The organism is Methylobacterium sp. Leaf466 (assembly GCF_001425565.1).
GTDB lineage: Bacteria > Pseudomonadota > Alphaproteobacteria > Rhizobiales > Beijerinckiaceae > Methylobacterium.
Genome location: NZ_LMRC01000001.1, coordinates 93,361 through 105,095, shown reverse-complemented (window position 1 = coordinate 105,095; position 11,735 = coordinate 93,361). Strand labels below are relative to the sequence as shown.

Sequence of the window (11,735 nt, the reverse complement as noted above, 5' to 3'; positions counted from 1 at the left end):
TCACTCCGGATCAGGCGAGGGGATCGCCGCGCTCGGCCCGCTCGCGCAGATAATCCTCGCTCGTGCGGGGCCGGGGGCGCTCGGGCGCCGCATGCGGGTCGAAGCCGGTGTTGGTGGCGACCTCGATCCGGCAGATGTCGCACATCATCAGCGTGCGCAGGCGCTCCTCGCCCGCACTGCCGGCGAACATCCAGTGGCGATCCTTGAGTTTGGCCATGACGCGCTCGATCGTGCTGCGGGTGCCGAACGGCTTGCCGCAGGCGACGCAGTCGAACGGCTCCTCCTCCTTCACCACGCGGCGTGGCGCCGCCCAGGCCTCGAAATCGATCTGCGGCTTGAGCGTGATGACCCGCTCCGGGCAGGTCGCGGCGCACAGGCCGCATTGCACGCACAGGCTCTCGTCGAAGGCCAGCAGCGGCCGGTCCTGGCTATCGCCCAGCGCATGGGTGGGGCACGCGCTCACACAGGACAGGCACAGCGTGCAGCCCTCGACATCGATGTCGAGGCCACCGAACGGCGCGTCCGCCGCCAGCGGCACCACCGCGACCGGAGCGGGGGCGGCCACGTGCAATTCGCGGAACGCGAACCGAAGGACGTCGCGTTTCGGGCCGACCGGCATGAAGGCGGCGGGCGAGGGTGCCGCCGTTCCCAGCGGCATCGCCGCGAGCGCCGCCGACAAGGCGTCGGGATCGTCCGTCTCTATGAGGCCGACCACGGTGCCGCCGCCCGCCGGGCCGTAGCCGAGCGCCCGGACGACGGTATCGGTGAGCGCGGCGAGGCGGTGGACCGTCTCGATATCGTGCCGGGGCTTGGCACGCACCAGCAGCCGGACGCCGACGGCGCCGTAGGCGAACAGCGCCGCCACCGCCTCGGGGCCGATCTGGGTCAGTTCGTTGACGGCGACCGGCAGCACGTTCGCCGGCAGGCCGTCGCCGTAGCGAGCCAGCGCCTGGATCAGCGGCGTACCGTGCTCGTCGTCGTGGAACAGCACCACGCCGTCGCGGCCGCCGGCCGCGTGGTAGGCCCGCATCAGGGTGCGCAACCGGCGCATCAGGGCGTCGGCGGCGGGAAGGGTGTAGGCGGCGGCCCCCGTGGGACAGACCGAGGCGCAGGAGCCGCAGCCGGCGCAGACATGGGGGTCGATCGCCACGTGCTCGCCGGCCGGCGCGATGGCACCGGTCGGGCACACGTCGAGGCAGCGGGTGCAGCCGGTGATGCGCGAGCGCGAATGCGCGCACAGATCGGCATGGAAATCGATGAACCGGCTTTTCTCGAAGGTGCCGACGAGGTGCGAGACCGCGAACAGGGCCGCCTCCACGGCGGTGGGATCGCGCGGGTCGGCGCGGACGTAGCCGCTCCTGAGGTCGTGGGCCGGGAACAGCGGCGTTCCGCCGGTGAGATCGAGGACGAGATCGCAGGTCGAGGTCGCCCCGTTGCGCGCCTCGCCGAACAGCAGCGAGCCACGCGAGGCGGGGGAGGGGACGGCGTAGTCGTCGATCCGCAGCGAGAACGCCCCGAGGTGTCCCGAGGCGCCGGCGATGGTGCCCTTCAGGACGGGAAAGTCGTTGCGCCGCGGCGGGGCGACGTCGCCGGGCCGGCTCAGCAGCACCGTGACGTCGAGGTGGTCCGCGAGCCTTCGCCCGGCCTCCACTGCGACCTCGTCGCAGCCGTAGACCAGGACGACGCCCTGGCTCTCCATGGTGAGGATCTGCGGCGCGGCGGCGACCTCGGCGGCCGAGGCCAGGAGCGCGGCGATCTTGGGGCCGGCGGCGGCCCCTTGCGAGGACCAGCCGGCGCTCTCGCGGATGTCGATGCAGGTCAGGCGATCCTCGGCCCCGATCTCGGCCGCGTGTTCGGAAAAGAGCGGCGCCTGCATGCTGCAGGAGACCGTTACCTCGGCGCCCGACTCGAGGCTGGCCACCAGCCGCTCGATCTCGCGGCCGCAGAGCTCGGTCGCCGTCTCGAGGCGCCCGCCGCAGGCCGGAGCGATGGCGGCGGCATCGAGGGGGACGGTACCCTCGCAGGAACAGGCGAACACGACGCGGTCGGACACGGGGACAGGCTTTCGGCGGCGAGGACAACGGGTCGAGGGGGATGCCGAAGGGGCGCGGGCGGCGGCCCTTCGCGTTCCCGTATCGGCGCCTTATACTCGAACCGTTCGAAAGAAGGGACCCGGCCCGTTGGCGCAGGGATATCGAGGGCGCCGGACCGATGACGGGCACGACATGACGATCCCTCCCGACACGCAGAGGGGGCGCCGGCTCGCGCTCCCGCCGGCGTTTTCGCCGGTGGTGCTGCCGTTCGATTCCGACGGCGCATTCGCCCATGCCTGCCGCATTGCCGCCGACATGCCAGACGGGGCCGCACCGCTGGTCTGGGCCGGCCCGGCCGAGACCTTCGACATCGCCGTGGTGCTGGTGCCGGAGGAGCCCCTGCGCACGGCCCGCAGGGCGTTCCTTGCCGGCATGGTCGCCCTGGCGGCGGCGGTGGGCGCCCATGCGCCGCCCGAGATGCCCGTGGAGATCGCCTGGCCCGACACACTGCTGTTCGACGGCGCCCGCATCGGCGGTGGCCGCCTCGCCTGGCCGCCGCGCTGCGGCGAGGACGAGGTGCCCGATTGGCTGGTGGTCTCCGGCATGCTGATCGTGTCCAAGGCCTATGCCGGCGACCCGGGCCTGACCCCGACCTCGACCTCCCTGGACGAGCAGGGGTTCGGCCACGACGACCAGGAGAGCCTGGTGGAGGGCTTTGCGCGCAACCTCATGAAGACCTTCGAGGTCTGGGCCGAGGACGGGTTCGATGCGGTGGGGCGTCGCTACCTCGCCCATCTGCCGGCGGGCGAGGGTGACGTGCGACTCGCGCTGACCGAGACCGGCGACCTGTCGGACGGAACGATCCGGCCACTGATGCCCGCTCTGGCGGTGCCGGCCTGGCTCGATCCGGCGACGGGCCGGGTGCGCCTGTGAGCGGCCTCAAGCTGCCGCGCACCCTGCGGCTCGACCCCTCCGACACCTTCGTCTTCGAGCGTCCGGCCGAACCCGGCGAATGGGCGGTCACCGGCTCGTTCCTGTTCTTCGACGTCGCCCCCGAGACGCTGGCACCGAAGGCGCGGGCGGCCTTCCGCTCCGGCTTCGTCGGCGTCGCGTCGCTGGGGTTCTCGACCCTGGTCGTGGTGTCCGAGGCCACGGAGGGCGAGCGCGACGCGGCGGTCTCGGCGCTGGCGCGGCACATCCACGACACCCTCGGTGCCCCCGACCTCGCGACCGCCGAGGCGGCGGCCCGCGAGGAGATCGAGACCGCCGCCTCCCTGTGCGCGCCCGCCGTCGGTACGGTGCTCGCCCTGCATCGCACCAGCGAGGACGGTGGGATCCGCGAGCGGTTCCGCACCCTCAACGCCCGGCCGCCGGGCCTGCCCGGTGCCGACCGAATGCACGCGCACGCCCGTGCGTTCACCTTCGTCGAGACCGACGACGAGCCCGAGGAGGTCGCCGACCTGATCGGGCTGATGGAGAATCCTGCACGATGACCGAGTTCTGGGTCTCCAGCGGCCATCACCTGGCCGGACGGACGGAGGGCGGCGGGCTCGCCGTCACCGACGAACTGCTGCTCGCCTATCTCGCGCGTCCCGAACTCCTGCCGCCGGAAGAGGCCTGCGAGGCCGAGCGCGACCTTCACGCCAGGCTGATGGAAGCGCCGCGTCTCGCGGTTCCTCCCCGGGCGGTGGCCGCGATGGCCGATGCCGACGCCCGCGAGAACTGGGAGATGATGCTCGCCTTCCGTGACCGGCTCCTGGCGGCGCGCTCCGTGGAGGCCGCCTACCTCGATCTCGTGCGCAACGGCCTGCGCGGCACGCCGCCGATCTTCCTCAATCAGCTCGTCCACCTCATCCTTCGCAACGCCCTCGACGGCTGCGAGGACCCCTACGTCCTGAGGGCGGCCGAGCTGTTCTTCCGGCCGCAGAAGGTCTCGCTGCACGAGGGCCGGGTTCTCCTGGCCGATGCCGAGGTGATCGAGGCGCGCGAGAGCACCAACGCCGCCTCGCCGCTGGTGGCGATGCTCGGCAAGGAGCCGGCGAACGAGCTCGACGTCATGGTCGACGACAACGCCTGGACCTACTGGAGCCGGTCGGACGCCTTCACCATGGCGCTCGATCTCGGCACCAACCCTCGGAGCCGCGACGGCCTCGCCCGCGCCATCGAGGCCTGGATCGGCCATCTCCTCCATGCGGGCGTAACGGTATCGCCGATTCCGACGATGGAGGATGCCGACTGGCGCTGGTTCGTCGGCCTCGACGCCGAGGCCACCCGGATCGGCAACGCCCTGTGGAACGGGCAGGCCCTCGACGCCGAGACCGGCCGCCGGGTGCTCGCCCTGTTCAGCCTCGTCTTCGAGGACGCCGCCCGGGTCGACCCCCAGGTCGGCGACCGGCCGGTCTACCTGATCCTAGCGATGGGCGGCGACGGGCGGTTGACCCTCAAGCCGCAGAACCTCGTCGCCGGCCTGCCCCTCATCCAACCCGCCGAGGTCCTATGATGGAGACCGCTTCGCCGGTATCCGCCGGTTCGCCCGAACACCGCTTCGCGGTCGGCATCATCGTGGTCCGGCGCAAGCTGAAGGGCATCTGGGCGAGCCATGCCTGGCTCCCCGTGGCCGCCCTGCCGGCGATCCCCGCCACCGCCCCCTGGACCCGGCTGGCGGTGAGCGAGGAGGAGGAGACCTTCTATGCCGGCGCCTACGAGGTCGCCCTGCACCCGAGCGAGACCTCGCACTACCGGGACAACCTCGTTTCCGGTCGCCCGTCGCTGTGGGTGGCGCTGCGGCAGGTCGCAGAGGATTCCTACGAGGTCGCGGCCGTCACGGCCGACCCCTACGAGGGAGAATCCATGGCCGAGGGTATCGGCGAAGTGGTCGAGGCCGTGCCGATGCCGGCCGAGATCCAAGCCAAGCTCGCACAGTTCTTCGAGGCCTTCCACGTCGAGCGGGTGTTCCACAAGCGCAAGCGCGACCGCGCCGACCCGGAGGCCCTGGCCCGCCAGGACACCGGGCGCCGTCGCAAGGGAGACACCTGATGGCCGGGGACGATTTCCTGTCGCGCTGGTCCCGCCGCAAGCGTGAGATCGTGCGCGAGGAGGCGCCGCCCGAGCTCCCGACGCCCGACTCGTCGGAGCGCGAGGCGCCGCCCGGGCCGGGAGACGAACCGCTTGCCGCGGCATCTGCCGATGACGAGGCCCATGCCGGCATTGGTGACATGGGCGACATGGCCGGCATCGACGAAGACGCCGTCGCCGCGCTGCCGTCCCTCGATTCGCTGACCGCCGACTCCGACCTCGCGCCGTTCCTCAAGGCCGGGGTGCCGCAGGTCCTGCGCAACGCGGCGATGCGCCGGATGTGGTCCCTCGATCCCGGCATCCGCGACTACCTCGGCGAGGCGCGCGAATACGCCTTCGACTGGCACATCCCCGGCGCGGTGCCGGGCACCGGGCCGATGCTGCCGACCGACGACATTGCCGGGATGGTCCGGCAGATCTTCGCAGGGGCTAAGCCCCGCGTCGAGGTGGAGGCCGAGGCCGAAGTCGAGGCTCTCCCGAACGACGCCGACGCAGACGCGGTATCGCCGGTGGATGCGGACGCGCCCGTGCAAACGACGCCGGCGGCGATCGCGCCTCCCGCGCCGCCGCCCGCGATGGAGCCGGAGCGTCCGGGGCCCGAGCTCGCCTCGCAGCGGGAGCCCGAGCTGGAAAAAGGCCCGTCCCAGGCCCGGCTGCGGCGCCATGGCGGCGCTTTGCCGATTTGATCCATTAAAAACTAGATTGCGGGCGTCTCAAACGGCATTAAGATGGCCTGCATACAAGGGCGGCATCGGCGGGTACGGCCGAGGCGCGGGGACGGACATGCGTTCGGGTGACACGGTGCAGGACAGGGTGGGCGACGTCGCCGGCCGTGATGCCGCGTTCGGCGTCATCGGCGACGTGAGCCCGGTGATCGACGAGATCGATCGGTCCCGCGCCGATCAGTACGACCTCCTCGCCGTGCTGCTCGGGCGCTCTCCGTCTCCCGACCTGCTCTCGGCGCTCGCCGGCCTGCGGGGCGACGCGACGCCCCTCGGGCGTGCGGTGACGGATCTCGCCAAGGCGGCGGGAGAGGCCGACCTCAGGGCCGTTCAGCGCGAGTACTTCGATCTCTTCGTCGGCGTCGGGCGCGGGGAACTCGTCCCCTTCGCGTCCTACTACCTCACCGGGTTCCTGAACGAGCGGCCGCTCGCCCGCCTGCGCGAGGATCTCCGTCGCCTCGGCGTCGAGCCGACCGGGGGCATGAGCGAGCCCGAGGACCACATCGCCATCGTGATGGAGATCATGGCGGGCCTGTGCGGCGGACGGCTCGGTGACGAGGCCGGTGCGGACCGGGACTTCTTCGCCCGCCACGTCGAACCGTGGGCGGCCCGCTTCTTCCGCGACGTCGCGCAGGCGCAGGCGTCGCGTTTCTACCGCGCCGTGGGCACCCTCGGCGCCACCTACATCGACATCGAAGCGGAGGCCTTCGGCCTCGACGGCGCGTCGTGACCCCGTCACGCGTGCCCGACCGGATGGATTTTGGAGCGACGGACATGGACGAAGACCGCAAGGGCGCGCTCGGGCGCCGCCAGTTCTTCCGGGCCCTCGGCGGTGGCTCCGTCGCGGTCGCCGCAGCGGCCGTCGGCCAGCCGATGATGGCCACGCCCGCCCAGGCCTACGACCCGGGGACGGAGGAGACCAAGGCCCGCTATCGCGAGAGCGACGAGGTCAAGGCCTTCTACCGGACCAACGGCTACGAGACATTGAAGAAGTAGAGGGCGCCATGCTGATTAAGCGCAAGACCGGCGGCCAGGGCCGCGCACGACCCGAACTCTCCGCCGCCCCCGCCGCCGTCGATCGCCGCACCTTCCTGCGCCGCTCCGGCCTCGTCGCCGGCGGCCTCGCCGCGGCCGGCTCGCTCCAGCTCGGCGCCGTGCGCAAGGCACAGGCCGCCGGCTCGTCGGTGAGCGGCCCCGAGGTGGCGATCAAGAAGAACATCTGCACCCACTGCTCGGTGGGCTGCACGGTGACGGCCGAGGTGGTCAACGGCGTCTGGGTCGGCCAGGAGCCGTCCTATGCCAGCCCGATCAACCGCGGCACCCATTGCGCCAAGGGCGCGGCCCTTCGCGAACTTGTGTCGAGCGACCGCCGACTCAAGTTCCCGATGAAGATCGTCAACGGCGAGTGGACCCGCATCTCCTGGCAGCAGGCGATCGACGAGATCGGCGACAAGGTCACCGCCTTGCGCGAGACCCACGGATCGGATTCCGTCTACTGGCTCGGCTCGGCCAAGTTCACCAACGAGGCGGCCTACATCTTCCGCAAGCTCGGCGCCTTCGCCGGCACCAACTCGGTCGACCACCAGGCCCGCATCTGCCACTCGACCACGGTGGCGGGCGTCGCCAACACCTGGGGCTACGGCGCCCAGACCAATTCCTACAACGACATCCGCAACGCCAAGACCATGATCATCCTCGGCGGCAACCCGGCCGAGGCGCACCCGATCTCCATGCAGCACGTGCTGTCGGGCAAGGAGATCAACCGCGCCAACATGATCGTCATCGATCCGCGCTTCACCCGCACGGCCGCGCACGCCACCGACTACGTGCGCATCCGCTCGGGCACCGACATCCCGGTGGTCTGGGGTATCCTCTGGCACGTGTTCGAGAACGGCTGGGAGGACAAGGAATTCATCCGCCAGCGCGTCTACGCCATGGAGGACGTCCGCAAGGAGGTCGCCAAATGGACGCCCGACGAGGTCGAGCGGGTCTCCGGCGTGCCCGGCGAGCAGCTCAAGCGCGTCGCCAAGATGTTCGCCACCGAGAAGCCCTCGACGCTGATCTGGTGCATGGGCGCCACCCAGCACACGGTTGGCACCGCCAACGTGCGGGCGCTGTGCATCCTGTGCCTGGCCACCGGCAACATCGGCAAGCCGGGGACCGGCGCGAACATCTTCCGCGGCCATACCAACGTGCAGGGCGCCACCGATCTCGGCCTCGATGTCACGACCCTGCCGCTCTACTACGGCCTCGTCGAGGGCGCCTGGAAGCACTGGGCCCGCGTGTGGGACGTGGAATACGACTGGCTGCAGTCCCGTTTCGATGAAGTCCCCGCCAAGGGCGGCCGCAAGGCAAAGACCCGCAAGGACAGCATGGAAACGCCGGGCATGACCTCGACACGGTGGTTCGACGGCGTCAACCTGCCCGAAGAGCAGATCGACCAGCGCAGCACCATCAAGGCGATGATGGTGTTCGGCCACGGCGGCAACACCGTCACCCGCCTGCCCGAGGCGATCGAGGGCCTGACCAAGCTCGACCTCCTGGTCGTGGCCGATCCGCACCCCACCACCTTCGCGGCCCTGAACGCCCGCAAGGAGAACACATACCTGCTGCCGATCTGCACCTCCCTGGAGATGGACGGCAGCCGCACCGCCTCGAACCGCTCGATCCAGTGGGGCGAGCAGATCGTGAAGCCCGCCTTCGAGTCGAAGAGCGACTACGAGGTGATCTACCTCCTGTCGAAGAAGCTCGGTTTCGCCGACAGGATGTTCAAGAACATCAAGGTCGAGAACGACGCTCCGGTCGCCGAGGACATCCTGCGCGAGATCAACCGCGGCGGATGGTCGACGGGCTATTGCGGCCAGAGCCCCGAGCGGCTGAAGGCGCACATGCGCAACCAGCACAAGTTCGATCTCGTCACCCTGCGTGCGCCCAAGGACGACCCGGAGGTCGGCGGCGACTACTACGGCCTGCCCTGGCCGTGCTGGGGCAAGCCCGAGCTCAAGCACCCGGGCACGCACATCCTCTACAACACCAACCTCCACATCAAGGAAGGCGGCGGCACGTTCCGCGCACGCTTCGGCGTGGAGCGCAACGGCCAGACCCTGCTGGCCGAGGATTCGTTCGCGAAGGGCTCCGACCTGACGGACGGCTACCCCGAGTTCACCATGGCCGTGTTCAAGAAGCTCGGCTGGGACAAGGACCTGACGGCGGCGGAGATGGCGAGCATCACCAAGACGGGTGGTGCCAACATCGATGCCGTGAGCTGGGCCACCGATCTCTCGGGCGGCATCCAGCGGGTCTGCCTCGACCACGGCGTGACGCCCTACGGAAACGGCAAGGCACGGGCGAACGCCTGGAACCTGCCCGACCCGGTGCCCGTCCACCGCGAGCCAATCTACACGCCGCGTCCCGACCTCGTGGCGAAGTACCCGACCCGTCCCGACGAGCGCCAGCTGCGCATGCCCAACATCGGCTTCTCGGTGCAGAAGGCGGCGGTGGACAAGAACATCGCCAAGGACTTCCCGATCATCCTCACCTCCGGGCGCCTCGTGGAATACGAGGGCGGCGGCGAGGAAACCCGGTCGAACCCGTGGCTGGCCGAACTGCAGCAGGACATGTTCGTCGAGGTGAACACCACCGATGCCGCCGATCGCGGGATCAAGGACGGTCAGTTCGTCTGGGTCACGGGGCCCGAAAACGGTGTCAAGTCGAAGATGAAGGCCCTGGTGACCGACCGCGTCGGCAAGGGCGTGGCCTTCATGCCGTTCCACTTCTCCGGGTGGTACCAGGGCGAGGACATGCGCCGGTTCTACCCCACCGGGACCGATCCGGTCGTGCTCGGCGAGAGCTCGAACAACGGCACGACCTATGGCTACGATCCTGTGACGGGCATGCAGGAAACGAAGTGTACCCTGTGTCAGATCCGGGCCGCGTGAGGAGAGACCACTATGGCTCGCATGAAATTCCTGTGTGATGCGGACCGCTGCATCGAGTGCAACGCCTGCGTCACGGCCTGCAAGAACGAGCACGAGGTGCCCTGGGGCATCAACCGTCGCCGCGTCGTCACCCTGAACGACGGCAAGCCGGGCGAACGCTCGGTCTCGATGGCGTGCATGCATTGCACCGACGCACCCTGCGCCGCCGTCTGCCCGGTGAACTGCTTCTACACCACGGCCGATGCCGTGGTGTTGCACTCCAAGGACCTGTGCATCGGCTGCGGGTATTGCTTCTACGCCTGCCCGTTCGGCGCGCCGCAGTATCCGCGGGTCGGCAACTTCGGTTCGCGCGGCAAGATGGACAAGTGCACCTATTGCGCCGGCGGCCCGGAAGCGGATTTCTCGACGATCGAATACGAGAAGTACGGCTCCAACCGGCTTGCCGAAGGCAAGCTGCCGCTCTGCGCCGAGATGTGCTCGACCAAGGCCCTGCTTGCCGGCGATGGCGAGATGATCGCCCAGATCTACAAGGAGCGGGTGATCAAGCGCGGCTACGGCTCGGGTGCCTGGGGCTGGAAGACCGCCTACCGCGAGACCGTGGCGATCTGATCGCGAAACGAGCCCGAGCGGGCCAACTGTCGAGAGGGGAACGCCGATGCGGCGGGGATTGACGCTTTTCAGGACGATCGTCGTGGCTGCAGCCCTCGCCGCGTCCGCGCCGGCGATGGCGCAGCAGACGAAGGACGGCCTCAACCCGACCGGGCAGAACCCGACGGCGGATTCGGTCAACGAGGAGTTCCTGTTCAAGCAGGACCCCAAGATCGTCGGCCGCGTCACGATCCCAGACGGCAAGGCCGCGAGCCTGATCCAGCCCCAGGGTCGAGACTACCGTGCGTTCCGCGAGAGCTGGCTGCCCTGGATCGGCGGGCTCGCCGTGCTCGGGGCCATCGCCCTTCTCGCCGGCTTCTACCTCTGGCGAGGCCGGATCAAGCTCGAGCGGGGCCCCGATTCCGGCAAGAAGATCCTGCGCTTCGGCACCTTCGAGCGGGTGACGCACTGGATGACGTCGAGCTGCTTCATCATCCTGTCCCTGTCGGGCCTGAACTACATCTTCGGCAAGCGTTTGCTCGCCCCGGTGATCGGGCCGGACGCCTTCGCGGTGGTGTCGCAATACGCGAAATACGCGCACATCTATCTCGCCTGGCCTTTCATGCTAGGCATCGCGCTGATGTTCGTGGTCTGGCTGAAGGACAACATCCCCAACCGGATCGACTGGCACTGGATCAAGGCCGGCGGCGGCCTCATCGGTAACGACCATCCCCACGCCGAACGGTTCAATGCCGGCCAGAAGATGGTGTTCTGGATGGTGGTGGGCTTCGGCACGGCGATGAGCGTGACCGGCCTGATGATGATCTTCCCCTTCGCGCTCACGGACATCACCGGCATGCAGGTGATGCAGGTGGTCCACTCGCTGATCGGCGTCGTCTTCATCGCCGGCATCCTGGCCCACATCTACATCGGCAGCGTCGGCATGGAGGGCGCCTACGATGCGATGGGCAGCGGCAAGGTCGATCTCGGCTGGGCCCGGTCGCACCACGACCTCTGGGTCGAGAAGGAAATTGGCAAGGTCGACCACGGTACGCGCCGGCCGGTGCGTCCGGTCCCCGCCGAATAGACGGCGTGCCGGGGCGTTCCGCCCCGGCCGCGAGCAGGCTATGCGAGCCCGGCCCCGGCCCGGTTCGGTGAGAGAGGGTGACATGAAAGCGTTTGCCGTGGCCGTGATCGCCGCGATCGGTTTGGGCCTGGCGGCCGCCTACGTCATGGATAGCAACCGGGTGCTCGCCTACCAGGCGTACTCCACCTCCGGTGCGCGCGTCTCGCATCCCGGTACGAACCTCGTCGGTCCCCAGTGGTCCGGCGACACCCCATTGCCGTCGGGTCACAAGCCCCACGGCGCCTGATCCGAG

At 69.6% G+C, this 11,735-nt stretch carries 12 protein-coding genes; 11 read left to right on the top strand and 1 reads right to left on the bottom strand.

What is annotated here, in order from left to right:
• Window positions 1–10: 10 nt before the first annotated feature.
• Window positions 11–2,053 carry a 4Fe-4S binding protein gene (locus ASG59_RS00420; protein WP_056406360.1) on the bottom strand — a complete coding sequence of 681 codons (2,043 nt, stop codon included), beginning with the start codon at window positions 2,051–2,053 and terminating at the stop codon, window positions 11–13.
• A gap of 172 nt (window positions 2,054–2,225) precedes the next feature.
• Between ASG59_RS00420 and ASG59_RS00415 the strand changes: the two genes are divergently transcribed.
• The 11 genes from ASG59_RS00415 (at window position 2,226) to ASG59_RS00365 (ending at window position 11,729) form a co-directional block, all read left to right on the top strand.
• Window positions 2,226–2,966 carry a biotin/lipoate--protein ligase family protein gene (locus ASG59_RS00415; protein ID WP_056406358.1) on the top strand — a complete coding sequence of 247 codons (741 nt, stop codon included), beginning with the start codon at window positions 2,226–2,228 and terminating at the stop codon, window positions 2,964–2,966.
• The gene (locus tag ASG59_RS00410; RefSeq protein ID WP_056406357.1) at window positions 2,963–3,526 is read left to right on the top strand and encodes a DUF6505 family protein; all 564 of its coding nucleotides are present in this window, start codon (window positions 2,963–2,965) and stop codon (window positions 3,524–3,526) included. The genes ASG59_RS00415 and ASG59_RS00410 overlap by 4 nt, the downstream gene beginning before the upstream one ends.
• On the top strand, window positions 3,523–4,533 hold the full coding sequence (locus ASG59_RS00405; RefSeq protein ID WP_056406355.1) for a DUF6352 family protein: 1,011 nt from the start codon (window positions 3,523–3,525) through the stop codon (window positions 4,531–4,533). The genes ASG59_RS00410 and ASG59_RS00405 overlap by 4 nt, the downstream gene beginning before the upstream one ends.
• The gene (locus tag ASG59_RS00400; RefSeq protein ID WP_156387633.1) at window positions 4,530–5,069 is read left to right on the top strand and encodes a DUF3305 domain-containing protein; all 540 of its coding nucleotides are present in this window, start codon (window positions 4,530–4,532) and stop codon (window positions 5,067–5,069) included. Before ASG59_RS00405 ends, ASG59_RS00400 begins: the two co-directional genes overlap by 4 nt.
• On the top strand, window positions 5,069–5,794 hold the full coding sequence (locus ASG59_RS00395) for a DUF3306 domain-containing protein (RefSeq protein ID WP_056406352.1): 726 nt from the start codon (window positions 5,069–5,071) through the stop codon (window positions 5,792–5,794). Before ASG59_RS00400 ends, ASG59_RS00395 begins: the two co-directional genes overlap by 1 nt.
• 97 nt (window positions 5,795–5,891) lie before the next feature.
• Entirely contained in the window at window positions 5,892–6,560 is a 669-nt protein-coding gene (locus ASG59_RS00390) for a molecular chaperone TorD family protein (RefSeq protein WP_082523980.1), read from the top strand.
• A gap of 44 nt (window positions 6,561–6,604) precedes the next feature.
• On the top strand, window positions 6,605–6,826 hold the full coding sequence (locus ASG59_RS00385; protein WP_055883688.1) for a hypothetical protein: 222 nt from the start codon (window positions 6,605–6,607) through the stop codon (window positions 6,824–6,826).
• An 8-nt stretch (window positions 6,827–6,834) separates the two neighbouring features.
• Entirely contained in the window at window positions 6,835–9,768 is a 2,934-nt protein-coding gene (locus tag ASG59_RS00380; protein WP_056406350.1) for a formate dehydrogenase subunit alpha, read from the top strand.
• Window positions 9,769–9,780: 12 nt separating this feature from the next.
• Window positions 9,781–10,377 (top strand): formate dehydrogenase FDH3 subunit beta, encoded by a 597-nt coding sequence (gene fdh3B, locus ASG59_RS00375; protein ID WP_055883683.1) that lies wholly within the window; start codon window positions 9,781–9,783, stop codon window positions 10,375–10,377.
• Between the two features lie 46 nt (window positions 10,378–10,423).
• Window positions 10,424–11,443 carry a formate dehydrogenase subunit gamma gene (locus tag ASG59_RS00370; RefSeq protein WP_056406348.1) on the top strand — a complete coding sequence of 340 codons (1,020 nt, stop codon included), beginning with the start codon at window positions 10,424–10,426 and terminating at the stop codon, window positions 11,441–11,443.
• 82 nt (window positions 11,444–11,525) lie between these two features.
• Complete coding sequence (locus ASG59_RS00365; RefSeq protein WP_056406346.1) at window positions 11,526–11,729, top strand: hypothetical protein; 204 nt, start codon at window positions 11,526–11,528, stop codon at window positions 11,727–11,729.
• Window positions 11,730–11,735 lie beyond the last annotated feature (6 nt).